This is a genomic window from Mycolicibacterium hippocampi (genome assembly GCF_010723735.1).
GTDB lineage: Bacteria > Actinomycetota > Actinomycetes > Mycobacteriales > Mycobacteriaceae > Mycobacterium > Mycobacterium hippocampi.
Window position 1 is genome coordinate 4,913,354 of record NZ_BLLB01000002.1, and the last position, 23,220, is coordinate 4,936,573.

General features: G+C 67.3%; 21 protein-coding genes. 1 reads left to right on the forward strand and 20 read right to left on the reverse strand.

Features of this window, described 5'->3' with window-relative positions; genetic code table 11:
* Positions 1-17: 17 nt before the first annotated feature.
* The 14 genes from atpD to fadD1 form a co-directional block, all read right to left on the reverse strand.
* Complete coding sequence (gene atpD, locus G6N53_RS24590) at positions 18-1,469, reverse strand: F0F1 ATP synthase subunit beta (protein WP_163893448.1); 1,452 nt, start codon at positions 1,467-1,469, stop codon at positions 18-20.
* A gap of 24 nt (positions 1,470-1,493) precedes the next feature.
* Entirely contained in the window at positions 1,494-2,423 is a 930-nt protein-coding gene (locus G6N53_RS24595) for a F0F1 ATP synthase subunit gamma (RefSeq protein ID WP_163893451.1), read from the reverse strand.
* A gap of 45 nt (positions 2,424-2,468) precedes the next feature.
* The gene (gene atpA / locus G6N53_RS24600; protein WP_163893453.1) at positions 2,469-4,115 is read right to left on the reverse strand and encodes a F0F1 ATP synthase subunit alpha; all 1,647 of its coding nucleotides are present in this window, start codon (positions 4,113-4,115) and stop codon (positions 2,469-2,471) included.
* Positions 4,116-4,157: 42 nt separating this feature from the next.
* Complete coding sequence (locus G6N53_RS24605) at positions 4,158-5,489, reverse strand: F0F1 ATP synthase subunit B/delta (protein ID WP_163893457.1); 1,332 nt, start codon at positions 5,487-5,489, stop codon at positions 4,158-4,160.
* 3 nt (positions 5,490-5,492) lie between these two features.
* Positions 5,493-5,996 (reverse strand): F0F1 ATP synthase subunit B, encoded by a 504-nt coding sequence (locus G6N53_RS24610; protein ID WP_163893459.1) that lies wholly within the window; start codon positions 5,994-5,996, stop codon positions 5,493-5,495.
* 20 nt (positions 5,997-6,016) lie between these two features.
* Complete coding sequence (locus G6N53_RS24615; RefSeq protein WP_069407341.1) at positions 6,017-6,262, reverse strand: F0F1 ATP synthase subunit C; 246 nt, start codon at positions 6,260-6,262, stop codon at positions 6,017-6,019.
* Positions 6,263-6,332: 70 nt separating this feature from the next.
* A complete protein-coding gene (gene atpB / locus G6N53_RS24620) occupies positions 6,333-7,091 on the reverse strand; it encodes a F0F1 ATP synthase subunit A (RefSeq protein WP_163893463.1) in 759 nt (252 codons plus the stop codon).
* A 2-nt stretch (positions 7,092-7,093) separates the two neighbouring features.
* Positions 7,094-7,555: an ATP synthase subunit I gene (locus G6N53_RS24625; RefSeq protein WP_163893466.1), complete on the reverse strand. Its 462-nt coding sequence runs from the start codon at positions 7,553-7,555 to the stop codon at positions 7,094-7,096.
* Between the two features lie 267 nt (positions 7,556-7,822).
* Positions 7,823-9,034 (reverse strand): glycosyltransferase family 4 protein, encoded by a 1,212-nt coding sequence (locus G6N53_RS24630; RefSeq protein WP_163893469.1) that lies wholly within the window; start codon positions 9,032-9,034, stop codon positions 7,823-7,825.
* Between the two features lie 30 nt (positions 9,035-9,064).
* Positions 9,065-9,727, reverse strand: a complete 663-nt coding sequence (locus G6N53_RS24635) for an L-threonylcarbamoyladenylate synthase (protein WP_163893472.1) — start codon at positions 9,725-9,727, stop codon at positions 9,065-9,067.
* A gap of 12 nt (positions 9,728-9,739) precedes the next feature.
* Entirely contained in the window at positions 9,740-10,582 is an 843-nt protein-coding gene (gene prmC / locus G6N53_RS24640) for a peptide chain release factor N(5)-glutamine methyltransferase (RefSeq protein ID WP_163893475.1), read from the reverse strand.
* A 10-nt stretch (positions 10,583-10,592) separates the two neighbouring features.
* Positions 10,593-11,666: a peptide chain release factor 1 gene (gene prfA, locus G6N53_RS24645; protein WP_163893477.1), complete on the reverse strand. Its 1,074-nt coding sequence runs from the start codon at positions 11,664-11,666 to the stop codon at positions 10,593-10,595.
* Between the two features lie 97 nt (positions 11,667-11,763).
* Entirely contained in the window at positions 11,764-11,997 is a 234-nt protein-coding gene (gene rpmE / locus G6N53_RS24650) for a 50S ribosomal protein L31 (protein WP_163893479.1), read from the reverse strand.
* 135 nt (positions 11,998-12,132) lie between these two features.
* Complete coding sequence (gene fadD1 / locus G6N53_RS24655; RefSeq protein ID WP_163893481.1) at positions 12,133-13,710, reverse strand: fatty-acid--CoA ligase FadD1; 1,578 nt, start codon at positions 13,708-13,710, stop codon at positions 12,133-12,135.
* A 109-nt stretch (positions 13,711-13,819) separates the two neighbouring features.
* On the opposite strand from fadD1, the gene G6N53_RS24660 reads away from it, so the two are divergent.
* Positions 13,820-14,440, forward strand: coding sequence for a TetR/AcrR family transcriptional regulator (locus tag G6N53_RS24660; protein ID WP_163893482.1), 621 nt, complete (start codon positions 13,820-13,822; stop codon positions 14,438-14,440).
* Positions 14,441-14,444: 4 nt separating this feature from the next.
* Here the strand turns inward: G6N53_RS24660 and rho are convergent, their stop codons facing one another.
* From rho to argS, 6 genes are all read right to left on the reverse strand, one after another.
* Complete coding sequence (gene rho, locus G6N53_RS24665; protein WP_163893484.1) at positions 14,445-16,493, reverse strand: transcription termination factor Rho; 2,049 nt, start codon at positions 16,491-16,493, stop codon at positions 14,445-14,447.
* A gap of 297 nt (positions 16,494-16,790) precedes the next feature.
* Complete coding sequence (gene thrB, locus G6N53_RS24670) at positions 16,791-17,735, reverse strand: homoserine kinase (RefSeq protein WP_163893486.1); 945 nt, start codon at positions 17,733-17,735, stop codon at positions 16,791-16,793.
* An 11-nt stretch (positions 17,736-17,746) separates the two neighbouring features.
* Positions 17,747-18,832, reverse strand: a complete 1,086-nt coding sequence (thrC, locus tag G6N53_RS24675) for a threonine synthase (RefSeq protein ID WP_205390453.1) — start codon at positions 18,830-18,832, stop codon at positions 17,747-17,749.
* Positions 18,829-20,145 (reverse strand): homoserine dehydrogenase, encoded by a 1,317-nt coding sequence (locus G6N53_RS24680; RefSeq protein ID WP_163893488.1) that lies wholly within the window; start codon positions 20,143-20,145, stop codon positions 18,829-18,831. The genes thrC and G6N53_RS24680 overlap by 4 nt, the downstream gene beginning before the upstream one ends.
* A gap of 2 nt (positions 20,146-20,147) precedes the next feature.
* Positions 20,148-21,566 carry a diaminopimelate decarboxylase gene (gene lysA, locus G6N53_RS24685; protein ID WP_163893490.1) on the reverse strand — a complete coding sequence of 473 codons (1,419 nt, stop codon included), beginning with the start codon at positions 21,564-21,566 and terminating at the stop codon, positions 20,148-20,150.
* Positions 21,563-23,212: an arginine--tRNA ligase gene (gene argS, locus G6N53_RS24690; RefSeq protein WP_163893492.1), complete on the reverse strand. Its 1,650-nt coding sequence runs from the start codon at positions 23,210-23,212 to the stop codon at positions 21,563-21,565. Before argS ends, lysA begins: the two co-directional genes overlap by 4 nt.
* Positions 23,213-23,220 lie beyond the last annotated feature (8 nt).

Genomic DNA, 23,220 nt, shown 5'->3' on the forward strand with positions numbered 1-23,220 from the left:
CTTCGCGCGAGCGCTCATCACAGCTTGGCGCCGAGGCTTTCGGCCTTCTTCGCCAGGTCGTCGAGCCCACCGATCAGGAAGAACGCCTGCTCGGGCAGGTGGTCGAAATCGCCCTTGCTCAGCTTGTCGAACGCCTCGATGGTCTCCTTGAGCGGCACCGTCGAGCCAGGCTGACCGGTGAACTGCTCGGCCGCCATCATGTTCTGGCTCAGGAAGCGCTCGATCCGCCGTGCCCGGTTGACCAGCTGCTTGTCCTCTTCGGACAGCTCGTCGACACCGAGAATGGCGATGATGTCCTGGAGGTCCTTGTAGCGCTGCAGGATCCGGATGACTTCCTGTGCCACCCGGTAGTGCTCGTCACCGACGACCGAGGGATCCAGGATCGTCGAGGACGACGCCAGCGGGTCCACGGCCGGGAAGATGCCCTTGGAGAACACGTTTCGGCTGAGCTCAGTGGTCGCGTCGAGGTGCGCGAACGTCGTGGCCGGCGCCGGGTCGGTGTAGTCGTCGGCGGGCACGTACACGGCCTGCATCGAGGTGATGGAGCGGCCCCGGGTCGAGGTGATGCGCTCCTGCAGCTCACCCATCTCGTCGGCCAGGGTGGGCTGGTAACCGACCGCGGACGGCATACGGCCGAGCAGCGTCGACACCTCGGAACCGGCCTGGGTGAACCGGAAGATGTTGTCGATGAACAGAAGCACGTCCTGCTGCTTCTCGTCGCGGAAGTACTCCGCCATCGTCAGCGCCGAGAGCGCCACACGCATACGGGTGCCGGGCGGCTCGTCCATCTGGCCGAACACCAGCGCGGTGTCCTTGAGCACGTCGGCATCGGCGAGCTCGACCCACAGGTCGTTGCCCTCACGGGTGCGCTCCCCCACGCCGGCGAACACCGAGGTGCCACCGAAGTTGCGGGCGATGCGGTTGATCATCTCCTGAATCAGCACGGTCTTGCCCACGCCGGCGCCGCCGAACAGGGCGATCTTGCCGCCACGCACGTACGGGGTGAGCAGGTCGACGACCTTGAGGCCGGTCTCCAGCATCTCGGTGCGAGGCTCGAGTTCGGCGAACGGCGGCGGCTTGCGGTGGATGGACCAGTGGTCGAAGTCCTCGCCGTAGCCGGGTTCGTCCAGGCAGTCGCCCAGCGCGTTGAACACGTGGCCCTTTACGCCGTCACCGACGGGTACCTCGATCGAACGGCCGGAGTTGGTCACCTCGACGCCGCGCACCAGACCGTCGGTGGGCTGCATGGAGATGGTGCGCACCAGGTTGTCGCCGAGGTGCTGCGCGACCTCGAGGGTCAGCGTCTTGGCCAGGTCCCCGTAGGTGATCTCAGTGTGCAGCGCGTTGAACAGCTCGGGCACCGCTCCCCGCGGGAACTCGACGTCCACGACCGGCCCGGTGATACGCACGACGCGACCGGCGGAACCGCTCTTGCTGTCGCTCTTGGTCTCTTCTGCGGTTGCAGTCATTTCCTCTTCGCTTCCTACGGGGGCTTACTTCGCGTCGGCCAGCGCGTTGGCGCCGCCGACGATTTCGCTGATTTCCTGGGTGATCTGGGCCTGACGTTCGCGGTTGGCCATCAGCGTCAGATCCTTGATGAGATCGTCGGCGTTGTCGGAGGCCGACTTCATGGCGCGTCGCCGCGACGCCGACTCCGAGGCCGCCGCTTCCAGCAGCGCGGCGTAGACGCGGGTTGCGACGTACCGCGGCAACAGCGCATCGAACAGCGTCTCTGGGTCCGGCTCGAACGAGAACAGCGTCCGAGGCCCGTCATCTTCGGGCTCGTCCTCGACGTACTCGACCACCATCGGCGCGATCCGGCGGGCCGCAGCGGTCTGCGACAGCATCGACCTGAACTCGGTGAACACGATGTGCAGCTCGTCGACGCCGAGAATGCCGTCGTCGCCGGGTTCGTCACCTTCGTCGTCGACCCCGGACATGAACGCGTTCACCAGCGTGCCGGCGATCTCCCGCGCGTTCTCGTAGGTCGGCCGCTCGGAGAACCCGGTCCACGACTCGGTCACCTCACGCTGGCGGAAGTTGTAGTAGCCCAGGGCCTTTCGGCCGACCACGTACAGCTCCGGTGTCTTGCCCTCTTCCCGTAGCAACGCGAACAGTTCCTCGGCCTGCCGCAGCACGTTGGCGTTGTAGGCGCCGCACAGTCCGCGGTCCGAGGACACCACCAACACGCCCGCCCGCTTGGGGTTCTCCCGCTGAACGAGCAGCGGGTGGTCCAGCGCGCTGGCGCTGGCGAGCTCGGTGAGCATGTTCGTGATCTCGTTGGCGAACGGCCGAGCCGCCTGGACTCGGGCCTGCGCCTTGGCGATTCGCGACGTCGCAATGAGTTCCTGGGCCTTGGTGATCTTCTTGATCGACCCGGCGGAACGGATGCGCCCGCGAAGTTCGCGCAGTGTTGCAGCCATCTAGCTCTCCAGACCCTTTCCAGATCCTATGATTTCGGGTCCGCTCTACTTCTTGGGCGCCGGCTTACGGACCTTCACGGATTCTTTCTCGACGTCTTCCTCGTCCATGGCCTCGGTCTCGGCTTCGTTGACGACCACCGAGCTGCCGTCGCTGGCCGAGAAGCCCTTCTTGAACTCGTTGATGACGTCGGTCAGCTTCTTCTCGGTCTCCTCGGAGAGCTTCTTGCTCTCCCGGATCTCCTTGAGGATCTCCTCGTGGGACGCCCGGACGTGCTCCAGGACCTCGGATTCGAAGCGCGCGACGTCTTCCACCGGAACCGAGTCGAGGTGACCCTTGGTGCCGAGGAAGATGGCGACGACCTGGTCTTCCACCGAGTACGGCGTGTACTGCGGCTGCTTGAGCAGCTCGACCAGACGGGCGCCACGCTCCAGCTGGGCCTTCGACGCAGCATCCAGATCCGAGGCGAACGCGGCGAATGCCTCGAGCTCGCGGTACTGGGACAGCTCTAGGCGCAGACTTCCCGCCACTTCTTTCATCGCCTTGATCTGTGCGGCGCCACCGACGCGGGACACCGACACACCGACGTTGATGGCCGGTCGCACACCCTGGTTGAACAGATCGGACTCCAGGAAGCACTGGCCGTCGGTGATCGAGATGACGTTGGTCGGGATGAACGCCGAGATGTCGCTGGCCTTGGTCTCGATGATCGGCAGTCCGGTCATCGAGCCGCCGCCGAGTTCGTCGGACAGCTTCGCGCAACGCTCCAGGAGCCGCGAATGCAGGTAGAACACGTCGCCGGGGAAGGCCTCGCGACCCGGGGGGCGGCGCAACAGCAGCGAGATCGCGCGGTAGGCGTCGGCCTGCTTGGACAGGTCGTCGAACACGATCAGCACGTGCTTGCCGTCGTACATCCAGTGCTGGCCGATGGCCGAACCGGTGTAGGGCGCCAGCCATTTGAAGCCAGCGGCGTCGGATGCGGGTGCTGCGACGATGGTGGTGTACTCCATCGCGCCGCCCTCTTCGAGGGCCCGCTTCACGCTGGCGATCGTGGTGCCCTTCTGGCCGATCGCGACGTACACGCAGCGCACCTGCTGCTTGGGGTCGCCGGTCTCCCAGGCTTGGCGCTGGTTGAGGATCGTGTCCACGCAGACGGCCGTCTTGCCGGTCTTGCGGTCGCCGATGATGAGCTGGCGCTGGCCGCGGCCGATCGGAGTCTGCGAGTCGATCGCCTTGATACCGGTCTGCAGTGGCTCCGACACGCCCTGGCGCTGAATCACCGACGGCGCCTGGAGTTCCAGCGCGCGGCGGGTGTTCGACTCGATGTCGCCCTGACCGTCGATGGGCTGTCCCAGCGGGTTGATGACGCGCCCGAGGAACGCGTCCCCGACCGGCACCGAGAGCACCTCGCCGGTGCGCTTGACCTGCTGGCCCTGCTCGATCTTCTCGAAGTCACCGAGGATCACCACGCCGACGCTGTGCTCGTCGAGGTTCAGCGCCACCCCGAGCACACCGCCGGGGAACTCGAGGAGCTCCTGGGTCATGACCGAGGGCAGGCCTTCTACGTGCGCGATGCCGTCACCGGCGTCGATGACTGTGCCGATCTCCTCACGCTCGGTCTCGGCGGAGAAGTTGGCGACGTAGTCCTCGATCGCCCCTTGAATGTCAGAAGCCGAGATTGTCAACTCTGCCATGGCTTTTGGTTCCTGCCTTCGTGTCTGTCGTGTCGAATTCTGTTAGTCGGGCAACTGGGTCTCGGCCGCTGCCAGCCGTGACGACAGCGAGCCGTCGATGACCTCTTCGCCGACGGCGATCTTCAGGCCGCCCAGCACGTCGGGGTCGAGGTGGAGCTGCAGCGACACCGGGTGCCCGTAGATGCGCGTCAGCACTTCCGTGAGACGGGTACGTTGCCCGTCGCTGAGATCGGCGGCCGCGGTGACGTGCGCGACGACCTCGCCGCGACGGGCCACCGCGAGTTCGGCGAGTTCCCGGACCGCCTCGTCGGCCCGCTCGCCTGCAAGCAGTTCGATCGTCTGGTTCAACAACGCCCGCGTCGTGGAGTTGGCGTTGTCGCCGAGTACGCCGTCGAGCAGACCGATCCGCCCCTCGGCGGGTGCGGTGTGATCGCTCAGCAACGAGTTCAGCTGCGATTCGGAGTCCAGGACACGGCCGAACCGGAACAGCTCGTCCTCGACCTCGGTGGTCTCGTTGTTCCGCTCCGCCCGCACCAGCAGGGCCAGTCTGGCGACGTGCCGGACCGCGAAGGCCAGATCCGCTTCGCTCGACCAACGCTGTGACACCGCGGCTTTGACGATCTCGAGCGAGGTGTCGGAGATCTTGCCCGACAGCAGGGTTTCGGCCAGGCCGGCTTTGCCCTGTCCCTCGTCCGCAGGCTCGGCGAAGTGCTTGGCCAGCACCATCTCCGCGCGCAGCAGCTTCGCGAACGACGTCAGGTCGTCCGCCACCGTCGACAGACCCTCGGCGTCGACGTCGGAGGTGAGTTCGTCGAACCGCGCGACCACGGCATCCAGGGAATCTCGGCTGGTGGCTCGCAGTTCGCTACCCGCGGTGTCCGCGATCACGGCCTCCGACGGGGCCATGGCGTCCAACTCGTCGAGGAACCGATCGACAGTGGCCGCCTGCCGGTCCGCGTCCGACACGTGCTGCCGGACGAGTTCGCCTGCGCGATAGATGGATTCGGTGCCGAGATTCTGACGAAGCTCGCGGATCAGCTGCTGCCGCAGCAGTTGGACCTGCGCGGCACCCTGCACCTTGATCCGCTCGACCTCTGCATCGGCTTGCGCCCGCAGCTGCTCGCCGATCTTCTCGGCATCAGCACGCGCCTCCTCGACCACCTTGGAAGCGTCGGCTTTCGCCGCCTCGACCGCCTTGGTGTGCTCGGAGTCGGCCTTCGCCACCTTCTCGGCGGCGACGGCGCTCTCCTCGAGTTGACGGCGCACCGTTTCCTGCTGCGCTGTCATCATCTTGCGTACCAGGGGCACGATGTAGCGCACCACAAGGAACACGATGAGCAGGAACCCGACGAACTGACCGATGAATGTCGACATTTGTTACCGTCCCTGACTGCTCGTCGGGGCGACGTCCACGCCGAGCACGCGGCTGGCCAGCTTCTCCGACAGAGCCTCGATCGACGACTGCAGTTCTGTGGTGGTCGCCCGGCCCTGTTCGGACAGCTGGTCGTTGGCTTGCTGCAGGGTCTCCCCGGCTTCGGCACCGGCTCGACCGCGCATGTCCTCGACGATCTTGCGCCCTTCACCGCGCGCCTCGTCCCGGATCGCCGACGCCTCACGGCGAGCCTCGGTCATCACCTCTTGTGAATCGGCCTGCGCTGCGGCCGACAACTCGGACGACTTGCGCAAGTCCTCGTTGGTCTTGGCGACCATTGCCTCACGTTCGTGCAGCACCTTGCTGATCGGCGGCACCACGAACTTGGCGATGACACCAAGCACGATCAGGAAGATGAGCAGCACGAAGATGAACGTGCCGTTGGGGAGCAGGAAGTTGCCTCCCCCGCCCTCTTCCTGGGCGAGGATGGTCGTGCTCAGGTCACCCATGACTCGAGACTCCAAGCCGACTACGCAACCGGGGTTGCGAAGACGAACAGCGCCATGAACGCCAGGTTGATGAAGTACATCGCCTCGACCAGACCGACTGTGATGAAGAACGGGACGAAGAGCCGGCCCTGAGCTTCGGGCTGCCGCGCGACGCCGTTGACCAGCGCGCTACCGACGACACCGTCGCCGATTGCCGCGCCGATGGCGCCGCCCCCCAACAGAAGTCCACCGCCGATGAGCGCGCCGGCAGCGATTGTGGGATCCATTTCTTTCCTCCTTGCTAGCTGGTAGGAGTCCTACCAGGTGTCGTGGGTCGAGCATGTCGGGATGGTCAGTTCAGTGTGCGTCGTGCTCTTCCAACTCCATCGACTGACCGAAGTACAAGATCGTCAGAAGCGCGAAGATGAACGCCTGGATGGCGCCGATGAACAGTTCGAAGGACTTCCACAGCGCGTTGGGCGCCCACAGGATGTAGGCCGGGAACAGCGCGATGATCGTCACCATGATGCCGCCGGCGAACACGTTGCCAAAAAGACGGAGTGACAACGAAACCGGCTTGGCGATCTCTTCGACGAGGTTGATCGGCGCGAGGAACGCGACGTGGCCCTTGAGGAGCTTGATCGGGTGTCCGATCACGCCGCGGCGCCAGAAGCCGGCCGCGTGGTAGCAGACGAACACGAACAGACCGAGGGCGATGACGAAGTTGATGTCCGAGGCGGCCGGCTTGAGGAACTCGTGGATGCCGGTCTCGTCGGAGTACTGCCACGGGAACACCGACAGCCAGTTGGCTGCGAGGATGAACACGAACAGCGCCAGCGCCAGCGGGAGCACGAACGGCGCGATCCGCATGCCGATGGCGCTTTCGATCTGGTTTCGCGTCTGGACGGTGATGGCCTCCCAGAACAGCTGCACACCACCGGGCACGCCGGTGGACGTCACCTTGGCGCGGAGGAAAAACGCCAACGCGAGCACGATCACCGCGGCGATCGTCGTCGAGAGCAGGGTGTCGGTGTTGACCGTCAGACCGAACCACTCGGCCTCGGTGTGCTGCCCGACGTGAATGCCGGACTCGGCGGCGAGAATCGTCCCGTTCATTGCTAGCTGACTTCCCCTTCGGCTCCGTGGCTTGCCGGGCTGCTCGCGTCGGCGGCGCCGGCCCGCAGTTTCTTTGCCACCGGTAGTGCGGTCGTAAACACCAGCAGAAGCTGGAACAAAGCCATGCCGAACACCACACCCAGTCCGTCAGGCCGGAACACGAACGCGATCGTCAAGCCGATGACCGTCATGATCATCAGGCGAGTCGCGGAATTGACCGCCATCTTGCTCTTGAGTGGATGCTCCTCGGCGGTGATCTTGCTGACCGACCGCCGGATGAGCAGCGCGTTGATCAGACCCAGCCCCAGCCCGATGCCGAAGAACACCCCGATCATCACGCGCCCCACAAGTCCGAGGCCAAGGGTCGCCAGAGCGGCGAGCACGACACAGATCACCAGGAGGCGTACGGGCCTGAAAGCGACGGACGGAAACACCAACGGCGCATCTTGCGCTGGTGTCGTCACTTGTTCACCTCAATCCCGCGGTCGTCGAAACTGCTGAGCCTTCACAGGAGCCGGTCCCGATGATCCGGTGCGTAGTGCCCGTAGCGTAACGGAGGGCGGCAGGCGCGCTGGAATCACCCAAGAGGTAGCTCCTGTGATCGGTCGAACTGTCGGTCAAAGTTCCGTTCCGATCGGTGTGAACCGATGGTCCGGGGCCGGCAACCCGCGAGGTAATTTCGGGTTCTCATCGAACCCTAACATATGGTGAGAGCCACAAAAGAGGGCCTACTACTTTCCGTCGTACAGCTGCTCGGCAGGGTCGTCGCGGCGCCGCAGCAGCGGGATCAGGGTCGCCACTACGGCGATCAAGATCGCCCCCGCCATCACCGCCGCGGTGTGTCGTGGGTCGAAGAAGATGGTGCTCGCTGCGCCGAGCGCGACGATGCCCACCCAGAGATAGATCAGCAACACCACCCGCCGGTGGGAGTGGCCGATCTCGAGCAGTCGGTGGTGCAGGTGCATCTTGTCGGGGCTGAAGGGGCTCAGCCCCGCGCGGGTGCGCCGGATGATCGCCAGCAACATGTCCAACGCGGGCACGAACATCACCGCCACGACGAGCAGGAACGGCGACAGCAGCGCGAACACGTCGCGGGCGCCGTACGCGGTCTGGGAGATCGGTCCCGCGGCGGTCGTCGATGCGGCGGCGAGCATCAGGCCGATCAACATCGAGCCCGAGTCGCCCATGAAGATCCTGGCCTTGTGGAAGTTGTGCGGGAGAAAGCCCAGACAGGCTCCGGCGAGGACGACGGAGATCACCGCCGGCGGGTAGAACAGCACGTCGCCGCCGTGGTCGCGAAGCAGCCCGATGGAGAAGATGCAGATCGCCGAGGCGGTGATCAGTCCCAGGCCCGCGGCCAGGCCGTCCAGGCCGTCGACGAAGTTCATCGCGTTGACGATGGCGACCGTCAATGCCAGCGTGAGCAGGATCGAGGAGACCTGATCCAGCACGATGGTCCCGACGCCGCCGATCGGGATGTAGAGGACGCTCCACGCGACCCCCATCGTGACGAGCACGCTGGCCGCGGTGATCTGACCGGCGAACTTGGTCAGCGCGTCCAGTCCCCACCGGTCGTCGATCAGGCCGACGACCATGATGAGCCCGCCCGCTACCACAACCGCGGGCATGCCCGACGAATAGACGAAGCCGCGGGTCAACGCCGGCAGCTGGGACGCCAACAGGACCGCGGCCACCACCCCCAGGTACATCGCGAGCCCACCCATCCGCGGGGTGGGCTGCAGGTGGACGTCGCGCTCGCGCGGGTAGGCAACCGCTCCCCACCGGGTGGCCAGCATCCGGACCCAGCCGGTCGCCAGATAGGTGATGATCGCAGCGGTCAGGCCGACCAGCGCGAGTTCCCGCAGCGGGACGCCCGCGCCCCGGTCGGACAGCGCCAGCAGCGTCGAGGACAGTGGCTCCGTCGCGGGCACTGCCGTGATCATCGCTGAACCGTAAGGCACGAGGCTCCAGAGTCAATCCGACTGGGCGGTCAGAGCCGCGGCGTCGACGCCCAGCACGCCGGCGATCGCCTCGGTCGTCACCGGACCCTGACGTAACACCCGCGGATGCGTCCCGGTCAGATCGACGATCGTCGACGCCGCCTGCTGCTCGGCGGGACCACCGTCGAGGTAGACCTCGACGAGATCGCCGAGTTGCTCGCGGGCCTGCGCTGCGGTCAGGGCGGCCGGCCGGCCGGAGATGTTCGCGCTCGACACGGCCATCGGCCCGACTTCCCGCAGCAGCTCGATGGCCACCGGATGCAACGGCATGCGCAGCATCACGGTGCCGTTCGCGTCGCCGAGATCCCATTGCAGCGACGGAGCCTGGCGGACCACCAGGCTCAGCGCGCCCGGCCAGAACGCCTGGATCAGCTCTTGTGCGCTCTTGGGGACCGTGTAGACGAGTCCCTTGATGGTGTGCCAGGACCCGACCAGCACGGGCACCGGCATGTCCCGGCCACGCCCTTTCGCCGCCAGCAGCGCCGCGACCGCGGCACCGTCGAAGGCGTCGGCGCCGATGCCGTACACCGTGTCTGTGGGCATCACGACGAGGCGCCCGCCATTGACCGCGCTGATCGCCGATGCGATGCCGGCCTCGCGCTGTGCCGGATCGGTGCAGTCGAACGCTTCAGTCACAAGATCAGCCTCTCACCCGCGTCGTACCGCGGTCACGAAGCGGGGTCGACCGGTGAGGTCGTGTCGTGCTGTGACCTCGACGAATCGTGCTGCGTGGGTGAATGCTTCGACCGTGAGCGCCGAGGTGGTGTCGTCGTGCTCGACGGCGCAGAAACCGCCCGGACGCAGCAGTCGTGCCGCCAGTGGGACAAGGTGGGTCACCACCGCCATCCCGTCCTTCCCGCCGAACAGAGCATGCGGTGGGTCATGTTCGGCCACTTCGGGTTCCAGCCGTGCGCCGGTGGGAATGTAGGGCGGGTTGGCCACCAGCACGTCGACGGTCCCGTCGAGTTCGGTCAGTAGATCCGGACCGGTCACGTCGGCACGCAACAGTTCCACGGACGTGCCGCCGATGTTGCGTCGCGCGTAGGCCAGTGCGTCCTCGGAGTCGTCGACGGCGATCACCCGGGCCGCAGGCCGGTGGTGCCACAGCGCCAGCGCCAGGGCGCCCGAGCCGGTACACAGATCCACGATCGTCGGGTGCTGCGGCAACGGTTGGGTGAGCACCCAGGCCAGCAGCGACTCGGTCTCCGGGCGCGGGACGAACACGCCCGGGCCCACCTGTACGGTCACGGCGCCGAATGCGGCGGTTCCAATGAGGTGCTGCAGCGGCACCCGCTCGACGCGTTTGGCGACGAGCCGGTCGTACTGTTCGACGAAATCCGGGCCCGGTTCGATCAGCGCGAGCCGGCCGCGGTCGGTTCCGGCTACATGCGCGGCCAGCAGTTCGGCGTCCACCCGTGGGGATCCGATGCCGGCGCGGGTCAGCGCCTCCGTCGCGGCACCGATCGCGTGATGCAGCTGACGGGTTCTCATCGTCGAATCGTCACGTGTTCTGCAACCTGGATTGCTTGTCGGCGACGGCCAGCGCGTCGAGCAGTGGATCCATGTCGCCGTCGAGCACCTGGTCGAGGTTGTGCGCCTTGAAGTTGATGCGGTGGTCGGCGATCCGGTTCTCCGGGAAGTTGTAGGTCCGGATCCGTTCGCTGCGGTCGACGGTGCGGATCTGGCTGGCGCGGTCGGCCGACGCGTCGGCGGACGCCTGCTCCTCGGCCAGCAGCTGAAGCCGCGCAGCGAGTACCTGCATCGCCCGGGCCCGGTTCTGCAGCTGCGAGCGTTCGTTCTGGCAGGTGACCACGATGCCGGTGGGCAGGTGGGTGATACGCACCGCGGAGTCGGTGGTGTTGACGCCCTGGCCGCCCTTGCCCGACGACCGGTAGACGTCGATGCGCAGGTCGGACTCGTCGATCTGCACCTGCTCGACCTCTTCGGGCTCGGGGTAGACCAGCACGCCGGCAGCCGACGTGTGCACCCGCCCCTGGGACTCGGTGACCGGCACCCGCTGCACCCGGTGCACGCCGCCCTCGAACTTCAGGCGCGCCCACACCCCATCGGCGCTGTCCCCCTTGCTGGTGATCGACAGCGTCGCGTCCTTGTAACCGCCGAGGTCGGAGAACGTCTCGCCGAGAACTGTGACGTTCCAGCCGTGTCGCTCGGCGTAGCGGATGTACATCCGGGCGAGGTCGGCGGCGAACAGCGCCGACTCCTCGCCCCCCTCGCCGGACTTGACCTCCAACACGATGTCGTCGGCGTCATGAGGATCGCGGGGAGCGAGCAGATCGGTGAGCTGGGTGTCGAGTTGCTGCACGGTCGCGGTGAGTTCCTCGACCTCGGCGGCGAACGAGTCGTCGTCGGCGGCCAGTTCCCGGGCGGCCTCGAGGTCACCGCGGGCGGTCTCGAGTTTGCGGTACGTGGAGACCACGGGCGCGAGCTGTGCGAACCGTCGGCCCGCCTTGCGTGCGGCCCCCGGGTCGGCGTGCAGTTCGGGATCAGACAGGCGCCGTTCCAGATCGGCGTGCTCGGCGAGCATCGCGTCGATCGCCGGTGCCGTGTCGGTCACCTCGCCTCCTCTGCCGCCGTCTGCTGCTACCTACCCCTTCTCACGAAGCGGCGCCCGGCCTGCGCGGACAGCGCAGAGCGGGCGCCGATCTCCAGAGCTACTTGTCGTCGGCAGCCTTGGCCCCGGCACGCTTGCCGTAGCGCTTCTCGAAGCGTGCGACACGGCCGCCGCTGTCGAGGATCTTCTGCTTGCCGGTGTAGAACGGGTGGCACTTCGAGCAGACCTCGACAGTGATCTGTCCGCTCTGCTTGGTGCTGCGGGTGGTGAAGCTGGCGCCGCAACCACACAGCACGCTGGTGTCGACATAGTCAGGGTGAATGCCCGATTTCATGGTTTCCTCTTCGATAGTGGGCCCCGGGTCGCCCCTCCCGTCCTGGGAGGCGTGCGGCGTGAACCGGAACCGAGGTGTCGGCGATGAATTATGCCAGGTCAACCGCCAGTGTCCTAAACGCCCGCGCAGCAGGCCCTATTCCCCGCCGACAGTCCGGTAGGTGTCCCCGGCACGTTTCCACAGCACCCGACCTGCGGGCTGCGCACCCATCGCGACCAACTCCCGTTTGACCACCTTGTTGGTGGCGGTGCTCGGCAGTTCGGCGGCGATCCAGACGTGGCGCGGCCACGCCTTCGGCGACAGGTCCGGCTGCGCGGCGAGGAACTCGCCGAACTCGGTCGGCGTCAGCGTCGCATCGTCCTGCAGGACGATCGCGGCCATCACCTGGTCGCCGACGTGCTCGTCGGGCACCGGGTAAACCGCCACCTGGCTGACCGCGGGTTGGCGGATCAGGATGCGTTCGATCGGCGCCGCCGTCATGTTCTCGCCGTCCACCCGCATCCAGTCCGCGGTGCGACCGGCGAGATAGATCCAGCCGTCGGCGTCGCGGTAGGCCAGGTCGCCGGACCAGAACATGCCGTGGCGTAGGCGCTCGCCGGTCGCCCCCGGGTCGTTGTAGTAGCCCGCGAACATCCCGGCGCCCTCGGTGTTGACCAGTTCACCGATCGCTTCGTCTCCATTGGCCAGCGCACCGTGTTCGTCGAACCGCGCGACAGCGCACTCGGTCAGCGTCTCGGAGTCATAGATGGCCACCCCGGGGAAACCCTTGCCGATGGACCCGGCGGGGCAGCCGTCCTCCCGCGTCACCGTCACCGCGTTCTCGGTCGAACCGAAACCGTCCCACACCGCGCAGCCGAAGCGCCTGGCGAACTGCTCGATGTCGCGGTCGCTGGCTTCGTTGCCGAACGCCACCCGCAACGGGTTGTCCAGGTCGTCGGGCCGTTCGTGACTCGCCAGGATGTAGGCCAGCGGCTTGCCGACGTAGTTCATGTACGTGACGCCGTACCGGCGGACGTCGTCGATGAACCCGGAGGCGGTGAACTGCGCCGGGGCCATCGCGGCACCTGCATTGAGCGCCACCGACCACCCGGCGAGCACCGCGTTGCTGTGGAACAACGGCATCGACAGGTAGCAGACGTCGTCGCGGGTCAACTCGAAGCGGCCGGCGAGCGCCGCGCCGGCCAGCAGCACCATCGCGTGTATGACCTGGACAGCCTTCGGGTCGCCGCTGGTGCCGGACGTGAAGATCAACATGTAGGTGTCGGCCGCCACCGCTTCGCGGTGTGGTTTCAACTCCCCCGCCTGCTGCATGAGGTCCCGCCACTCGGGGCTGCCGACCACGAGCACCCGAACGTCGGTCAGGTCCAGGCCGTCGAGAAGCGGGAGGTGACGGTCGTCGGTCACCAGGAGCTGGCAGTCGGCGCGGCGGACGTCGCGGGCCAGCGACTCACCCCGTCGGGTGTTGTTGATCCCGCACAGCACGTATCCCCCGAGCCCTGCGGCGGCCATCGCGGTCAGCATGTCGGGGGTGTTGTCGAGCAGGACGCCCACGTGAAGGGGTCTGCCCGGGTCGGCGACACCGATCAGCGCCGCGGCCTGCCGTGCCGCGGCGTCGAGGTGCTCCCGCCAGGTCCACGTCCGGCCCTCGTACTTGATCGCCACGCCGTCGTCATCGGTGCGTTCCCGCAGTAGCTGCTGAACTGTCTCTGCCACCCGCCTGCCCTTCGAAGTCGGTGAACAGATTGCCCTACGTGTCTACTCGATCCGTCGCGGGCCTGGCGCATCGACCCACCGATGTCCGCACATTTGCGAAGATAGGGGCGTGACTGTCGGCGCCGAGGCGAAACCCGAGACCAAATCCGTTCGTGATCGGTTGATCGATGCCGCCGAACAGTGTCTGACTGCCAAAGGGATTCGTGCGACCACCGTGTCCGAGGTGGCCGAGGTGGCCGGGGTCAGCCGTGGGTGGCTCTATCGGCACTTCCCGGACAAATCCGAACTGCTCGGCGCCGCGATCGTCCGGCTCAACGACGCGTTCTGGACCGAATCACGAATTCGGCTCGACGCAGTGACCGGGCTCGACCAGCAGATCACCAGTGGGATCGCGCTGGCGCGCAGAGAGTCCGAGACCCCCGGCGCGCTCGTGCTCAAGTTGCGCCAAGAGGAGCCGGAGGCTTTCACCGCGTGCGTGGGCCTCGGGGTCCGCGGGCTCATCCCCGAGATCGCGGCTTTCTGGGTCCCGTATGTCCAGGCCGCGGTCGACCGCGGTGAGATTCATCAGGACACCGACTGTGCAGAGGCAGCCGAGTGGATCGCGCGGATCACGATGAGCTTGGCGACCGTGCCGGGCGAACATTGCGACGTCGACGATCACGACTCGGTGCTGCGCCATGCCCGCCGGTACATCGTGGCGGCGCTACAGTGCGACCCGGCCGAAGGGTGACTTTCTAGTCGCCGTCGTTTCCGCCGGGCGTGTTCTTCGACACCTGGACCAGGAACTCGTAGTTGTTCTTGGTCTTGCGCAACTGACTCATCAGCAGGTCGATCGCCTGGTGCGGATCCAGCCCGGACAACACCCGACGCAGCTTGTGCACGACGGCGAACTCGTCGCTGGACAGCAGCAGCTCGTCCTTACGGGTGCCTGACGGGTTGACGTCGACGGCAGGGAACACCCGGCGCTCGGAGATCTTGCGGTCCAGTTTGAGCTCCGCGTTACCGGTGCCCTTGAACTCCTCGAAGATCACCGTGTCGCCGGTGGACCCGGTCTCGACCATGGCCGTTGCGATGATCGTCAGCGAGCCGCCCTCTTCGATGTTGCGTGCCGCGCCCAGGAACCTCTTGGGCGGATACAACGCCGTGGAGTCGACGCCACCGGAGAGGATTCGGCCCGACGCCGGCGACGCGTTGTTGTACGCGCGACCCAGGCGGGTGATCGAGTCCAGCAGCACCACGACGTCCTTGCCCTGCTCGACCAGGCGCTTGGCCCGCTCGATGGCCAGTTCGGCGGCCTGGGTGTGGTCTGACGGCGGGCGGTCGAAGGTGGAGGCGATCACCTCGCCCTTGACCGAGCGCTGCATGTCGGTGACCTCTTCGGGACGCTCGTCGACCAGGACGACCATGAGATGGCACTCCGGGTTGTTCCTGGTGATCGCGTTCGCGATGTCCTGCATGATCGTGGTCTTACCGGCCTTGGGCGGTGACACGATCAGGGCGCGCTGTCCCTTGCCGATCGGCATGATCAGGTCGATGACGCGGGTGGTCAGCTTGTCGGGGGTGGTCTCCAGGCGCAGCCGCGTGTTGGGGTACAGCGGAGTCAGCTTCTGGAACTCGGGCCGCTTTCTGGCCTCCTCCACCGGCTTGCCGTTCACCGTGTCCAGGCGCACCAGCGGGTTGAACTTCTGCCGGGAGTTTTGCCCGCTGTTGTCGCCGTCGCGGGGCACCCGCACCGCCCCGGTGACCGCGTCACCGCGGCGCAGACCGTTCTTGCGCACCATGTTCATCGAGACGTAGACGTCGTTCGGCCCCGCCAGATATCCGGAGGTACGCACGAACGCGTAGTTGTCGAGAACGTCGAGAATGCCTGCGACGGGCTGGACTACGTCGTCCTCGCGAAGCTCGGTGTCGCGCTCGCCGCCACCGCCACCGCCGCCGTCGCCGCCACGGTCCCGCCGCCGCCGATCACGGAACCGGCGGCCGCGCCTGCCCTGACGGCCTTCGCCGTCATCGTCGGCGTTGCCGCCCCGGTTCTGACCGCCCTGCTGGTCGGAATTGTCGCCACGGTTGTCACCGCGATTGTCGTTGCGATTGTCGTTGCGATTGTCGGAATCGCGGTTGCCGCGGTTCTCGGAATCCCGGTTGTCCCTGTCCGACTTGTTGCCTTCGGACTTGTTGCCGTCGGCCTTTTCAGACTTGTCAGGCCTGTTGCCCTCGGACTTGGGCGCCTGGTTCTGGTCCTTGACCTGGTTCTGGCCGCCCTTGTCCTGGTCCTTGGCCTGATCCTGGTTGGTGGGTCCGCCGGCGCCGCGGGAGGCCGACCGGCGCTCCCGGCGCTGCTGGGGCTGGGCCTCGGGGTTGGTCTGTTCCGGCGAGCCTGCGCTGGAGTCCGGGCTGGAGTCGGCGGCAGGGGCACTCTCGGCGGGCGCGGAAGAGGCGGCGGGCTCGCCGGCGGCGCTGCTCTCCGCTTTGCCCGCGGAACGGCCATTGGACTCGCCACGGCGCTCACGGATGGCGGCGATCAGCTCGCTCTTACGCATACCGGAGGCGCCGTCTACGCCGATCTCCTTGGCCAGGGCGCGCAACTCAGGCAGCACCATGCTGGTCAGAGCACCGCGGCGGGTGCCCGAGCCGGCTCCGGTGGAGCTCTCGGGGGCCGCTGCCGTCGGAGCATTCTCCGCAGCCTTGGGCTCCGCGGGAGAAGTGCTGTCCGCAGTCACGGTTTTCGGCAGCTCATTGCCTTCAGCGCTGCCACCAGCCGTGATGAGGTCCGTATCAGTCACGGATTTCCTTTCTTCCCTCGCTGATCGAGTCACGCGGGGGTTCGGTGCGCTCAGCCAAACTGCTGAACGCGAAGGTCACACCATTGCCACTGCAACGGTGATCGCCGGGTTTCGCCGAAACGGCAAACCGTCAGTCCACTAATTTGAACACCTGAAAGAAGAGTGGTCGTCCTAGTGTCGGCGCAGCTTCAGACGCTGCGATTGCTGGACGAGAGCGAGAATAACCCGCATCCGGGCCGGAAGCAAGAAACGCCGTGATTCGCATGTTACGGATGTTGCTCCCGCGTCGCGGTCGCGCTAGGGCCGGGCCGCTACGCCGGATGTCCAGCTCACCCCGTTGCCCACCGACATCTTGCTGACGGCGAAGCCGTGATCGCGGCCGTAGTCGACAACGTCCGCCGGCAGGTCCGGGTCGGTGCTCAATGCCAGCACTGCAGGTCCAGCGCCGGAAAGCACCGCTGCAATGCCACAACGGCGGAACACTGCCAGGTATTCCGCCGACGCGGGCATGGCGGGCGCCCGCTGCGGTTGGTGCAGGACGTCCTCGGTGGCCGCCATGAGCAGGTCGGGTCGCTGGGTGAGGGCGACGACGAGCAGCGCCGCCCGGCTGAGGTTGAAGCGTGCGTCGGTGTGGCTGATCTGCTCGGGCAGCAGCACCCGGGTCTCCGCGGTCGACGAACGCTCCTGCGGCACTGCGGTGAACACGTTGATGTCGGGGTGCAAGACCAGCGGGGCGGCCGCGTAGTGCGGGCGTTCAGCGCCGGACTCCGTCCAGGACACCACCGCCCCGCCGAGCACCGCCGCTGCCGCGTTGTCGGGGTGACCCTCGAACTCGGCGGACACCTGGACCAGCTGCTCCGGCGTGAGTGCGGCCGAACCGTTCTGCGCAGCAAGGCCACTGGCGACGGCGAGACCGCCGACGACGGCCGCGGCGGAGGATCCCAGTCCACGGGAATGCGGAATGTCGTTGCGGCAACGGACGATCAAGCCCGGCGCGGCAGCGCCGACTTCACGCAGACCACGCTCGATGGCACGCACCACCAGGTGGGAACTGTCCAGCGGGACCTGTCCGGCCCCTTCCCCGTCGACTTCGACGACGAGACCGGATTCCGTTGTCTCGACCTCGATCTCATCGTAGAGACTCAGCGCGAGTCCCATGCTGTCGAAACCGGGCCCGAGGTTGGCACTCGAGGCCGCAACCACAGCGGTGGCCGTCAGCCCGGATGGCAGGGTGCGTGTCACTGGAGTCCGTTCTAGACCAGGCCGAGCTTGGCGACCACGGCCACGGGATCGACGGGTACCGGGATCACTGCGGGCATCCCCTTCAGGGCGGTGTCGGGATCCTTGAGCCCGTTGCCGGTCACGGTGCACACGACGGTGGAACCCTTGGCGACCCAGCCGTCTTCTATCGACTTCAGCAGCCCCGCGATGCTCGCCGCCGAAGCGGGTTCGACGAAGACGCCCTCCGCCCGTGCCACCAGATGGTAGGCGGCGAGGATCTCCTCGTCGGTGGCGGCGAGGAAGCGACCCTTGGACTCCTGCTGCGCTTCCACCGCCGAGGTCCACGACGCCGGCGAACCGATCCGGATGGCGGTGGCGATGGTCTCGGGGTCGCTGACCGGCTCACCGAGGACCAGCGGCGCCGCTCCGGCCGCCTGCGTACCCAGCATCTGCGGCAACCGGGTGGCCAGACCGTCGCGGTGATACTCGGTGTAGCCCTTCCAGTAGGCCGTGATGTTGCCGGCGTTGCCGACGGGCAATGCATGCACGTCGGGTGCGTCGCCGAGCGCGTCGACGATCTCGAACGCCGCGGTCTTCTGCCCTTCGATACGAAACGGGTTGACCGAGTTGACAAGTGACACGCTCGGGAAGTCGGAGGTGAGCTTGCGGGCGAGCTCGAGGCAGTCGTCGAAGTTGCCGTCGATCTGGATGATCTTCGCACCGTGCATGACGGCCTGGGCCAGCTTGCCCATGGCGATCTTGCCCTGCGGTACCAGCACTGCACAGGTGATCCCCGCGCGCGCCGCATACGCCGCCGCCGACGCCGACGTGTTGCCCGTGGAGGCGCACAGCACCGCCTGCTGCCCGCGGGCCACCGCCTCGGTCACCGCCATCGTCATGCCGCGGTCCTTGAACGACCCGGTCGGGTTGAGCCCTTCGACCTTCAGATGCACGGTGCACCCGGTGTATTCGGACAACCGGGGCGCCGGCAGCAGCGGCGTGCCGCCCTCGCGCAGCGTGATCGGTGTCCAGCTGTCGTCGACAGGCAACCGGTCACGGTAGGCCTCGATCAGGCCGGGCCAGGGCTGATGCACGGCTCGGGGGGCGGTGGTACTCACTTTGTGGTCCCTTCCATGCGCAGCACGCTGTTGATACTCTGCACGACCTCCAGGTCAGCCAGCGCCGCAACCGTTTCCGAGAGTGCCGCGTCCGTGGCCTGGTGGGTGACGACGACGATGCGCGCACCGCAGCGCTGGCCCCCGTCGTCGACCATGCCCTCCTGGCGCACCTCGGCGATGCTGACCTCGCGCTTGCTGAACTCCGCTGCGACGGCGGACAGGACGCCCGGCCGGTCCGCGACGTTCATGTTGACGTAGTAGCGGGTGGGGATGAACCCGATCGGGGCCACCGGCAACTTGGCGTACTTGGACTCGCGGGGTCCGCGACCACCCTGCACCCGGTTCCGGGCCGCCATCACCAGATCACCCAACACCGCCGACGCCGTCGGCGCGCCTCCGGCGCCCTGGCCGTAGAACATCAGCCGCCCTGCCGCTTCGGCTTCGACGACCACCGCGTTGAACGCACCGTTGACCGAGGCCAACGGATGATCCAGGGGCACCAGCGCCGGGTAGACGCGGGCCGAAACCCGCTGCTGTCCCTCGTCGCTGGTGAGCCGTTCGCAGATCGCCAGCAGCTTGATCGTGCACCCGAGGGCGCGCGCGGACTCGAAGTCGGCGGCGGTGACGGTGCTGATGCCTTCGCGGTAGACGTCCTCGGTGGTAACCCGGGTGTGGAATGCGATCGACGCCAGGATGGCCGCTTTAGCCGCGGCGTCGTAGCCCTCGACGTCCGCGGTCGGATCCGCCTCCGCGTAGCCGAGCGAGCAGGCGTCGGCGAGCGCCGAGGCGTAGTCGGCGCCGGTGCTGTCCATCTCGGAGAGGATGTAGTTGGTGGTGCCGTTGACGATCCCGGCCACCCGCAGGACGGTGTCACCGGCCAGCGACTGGGTCAGCGGGCGGACGACGGGGATGGCGCCGGCGACGGCCGCCTCGAAATACAGGTCTACACGTGCGTTCTCGGCGGCCTGGGCGAGTTCGCCGGTGGACACCGCCATCAGCGCCTTGTTGGCGGTCACCACCGATTTGCCCTGCTCGAGCGCGGTCAGGATGGCCTTGCGGGCAGGTTCCACCGGGCCCATGAGTTCGACGACGATGTCGACGTCGTCGCGGGACACCAGTTCCTCGATGTTGTCGGTGAGCAACTCGACCGGAACGCCGCGGTCGCCGTCCACCCGACGCACGCCGATGCCGCGGATCGCCAGTGGTGCTCCGATACGGGCGGTCAGATCCGCGGCGCTCTCGTTGATGATGCGCACCACCTGGCTGCCGACATTGCCCAGACCCAGCACGGCTACGCCGATTGCGTTACTCACGCTCACCTCACTTCCAAACTCAAGAGATCATCGACCGTCTCCCGGCGCAGGATCAGGCGTGTCCGCCCGTCGCGCACGGCCACGACGGCCGGCCGGCCGATCAGGTTGTAGCGGCTCGACATCGAATAGCAGTATGCGCCGGTCGCGGCGACCCCCAGTAGGTCGCCCGGAGTCACGTCGTCGGGCATCCATGCGTCGCGCACGACGATATCGCCGCTCTCGCAGTGCTTCCCGACAACGCGGGACAGCGTCGGTGCGGCTTCGCTGACCCGCGAAAGCAGCCGCACGTCGTACTCCGCGCCGTAGAGCGAGGTCCGGATGTTGTCGCTCATCCCGCCGTCGACGCTCACGTACCGCCGGTGCCTGTCGGATGCGACGGCCACGTCTTTCACGGTGCCGACCTCGTAGAGGGTGATGGTGCCCGGTCCGGCGATCGCACGCCCCGGTTCGACCACCAGTGTGGGTGCGGGCAGACCCACGGCCGCGGACTCGCTGCGCACGATCGCCTGCAGCTTGTCGGCCAGTTCCTTCATCGGCGGCGGATGGTCCTCCGGGAGGTAGGAGATGCCCAGTCCGCCCCCGAGGTCGACGATCGCGATCTGCGCGGTCTTGTCGACACCGAACTCGGCGACGACATCTCTGAGCAAGCCGATCACCCGGTGGGCGGCCAACTCGAAGCCCGCCACGTCGAAGATCTGCGAGCCGATGTGGCTGTGCAGGCCGACCAGGCGCAGATGGTCGGCCTGGAAGACCGCGCGCACCGCAGCCATGGCGGCGCCACTGGCCAGCGACAACCCGAACTTCTGGTCCTCGTGGGCGGTGGAGATGAACTCGTGGGTGTGCGCCTCGACCCCGACCGTGACGCGCACCAGCACGTCCTGCACGACGCCTGCCGCCCCCGCGATCCGGTCGAGGCGATCGATCTCGATCATCGAGTCCAGCACCACGTGCCCGACACCGCTGTCGACCGCCGCCGTCAGCTCCACCACGGATTTGTTGTTGCCGTGCAACGCGATCCGCTCGGCCGGGAACCCGGCGTGCAGGGCGACCGCGAGCTCTCCCCCGCTGGCGACGTCGAGGGACAGGCCTTCCTCGTCGACCCAGCGGGCCACCTCGGTGCACAGAAACGCCTTGGCGGCGTAGCGGACGGACTCGCCACCGCCGAACGCGGTCGAGATGTCGCGGCAGCGTGCCCGGAAGTCGGCCTCGTCGATGACGAACACCGGCGTGCCGAACTCCGCGGCGATCTCGGTGACCGGCACCCCGGCTATCGACACCACCCCGTCGTCACCGCGGGCGGCATTGTCCGGCCATACATTCGGCGCCAGCGCCAGCACTTCGGCGGCGTCGCGCGGGCGGTCGGGCGCCCCGCCGTGGTGGATCTCTTCGGCGTGCCGGGGGCCGGCGGGATGCGCGTTCACATCCGCTCCGGAGCGCTGACACCGAGGATGTTCAGTCCGTTGGCGATGACCTGGCGGGTGGCCTGACACAGCGCCAGACGCGCCGCGTGCAGCGGGCCTGGCTCCTCGTCACCCTGCGGGAGCACCCGGCAGGAATCGTAGAAGCGGTGGTAGTCGCCGGCCAGGTCTTCCAGATAGCGCGACACCCGGTGGGGCTCACGCAGGTCGGCGGCGGTCTTCAAGACCCGGGGAAACTCGCCGATGTTGCGGATCAGCGTGCCTTCCTTGTCGTGGGTCAACAGGTCGAGATGGTCCGTGCCGGGCGTGATGCCCAGTTCGGCGGCGTTGCGGGCCAGCGCCGACAGCCGCGCGTGGGCGTACTGCACGTAGTACACCGGGTTCTCCGCCGACGCCGACGACCACAGCGCCAGGTCGATGTCGATCGGGGTGTCGACCGAACTGCGGATCAGTGCGTAGCGGGCGGCGTCCACCCCGATCGCGTCGACGAGGTCGTCGAGCGTGATGACGGTGCCGGCCCGCTTGCTCATCCGCACCGGTTGTCCGTCGCGGACCAGGTTGACCATCTGGCCGATGAGCACCTCGACGGTGTCGGGATCGTCACCGAGCGCTGCGGCGGCGGCCTTCAGGCGGGCGATGTAGCCGTGGTGGTCGGCGCCGAGCATGTAGATGCACAGGTCGAAACCGCGTTGCCGCTTGTCCAGGAAGTACGCGAGGTCGCCTGCGATGTAGGCGGGCTGACCGTCGCTCTTGATCACGACGCGATCCTTGTCGTCACCGAAGTCGGTGGTGCGCAACCAGACTGCGCCGTCGGACTCGTAGATGCTGCCGGTCTCGCGCAGCTTGGCGATGGCCTGCTCGACGCGACCGGAGGTGTGCATCGAGTCTTCGTGGGTGTAGACGTCGAAGTCGGTGCCGAACTGGTGCAGCGATTCCTTGATGTGGTTGAACATCAGGTTCACGCCGACCGCGCGGAAGGTCTCACGCATCTCGGCCTCGGGCAGGCCCAGCGCGTCGGGTTCCTTCTCGAGCACCGCCGAGGCGATGTCGGCGATGTAGGAACCGGCGTAGCCGTCCTCGGGGGCGGGCTCGCCCTTGGCGGCGGCGATCAACGAGTTGGTGAACCGGTCGATCTGCGCGCCGTGGTCGTTGAAGTAGTACTCCCGTACCACCTGGGCGCCCTGGGTGCTCAGCAGCCGGCCCAACGCGTCGCCGACAGCCGCCCACCTGGTCCCGCCGATGTGGATGGGACCGGTGGGGTTGGCCGAGACGAACTCGAGGTTGACCTTGACGTCCAGCTCCGCCGAGGTGCCGTAGCCGGTGCCCGCGGCGATGACGTTCCCGACGATGACGTTCTGGGCCGACGCCTCGATCCGGAGGTTGACGAACCCGGGTCCGGCGACGTCGGCGGCCGCGATGCCACGCTGGTCGGCCAGCGCCGCGGCCAGCCAGCCGGCCAGCTCACGCGGGTTGGCGCCGACCTTCTTGCCCAGTTGCAGGGCCAGGTTGGTGGCGTAGTCGCCGTGCTCGGGGTTGCGGGGACGCTCGACGGTGACGGTCGCAGGCAGCGCGGCGGGGTCGAGGGCGTGCTCGGCCAGCACCGCGGCAGCGGTGGTCCTGAGCAGCTCAGCCAGATCGGCGGGGGTCACGGGGGTCC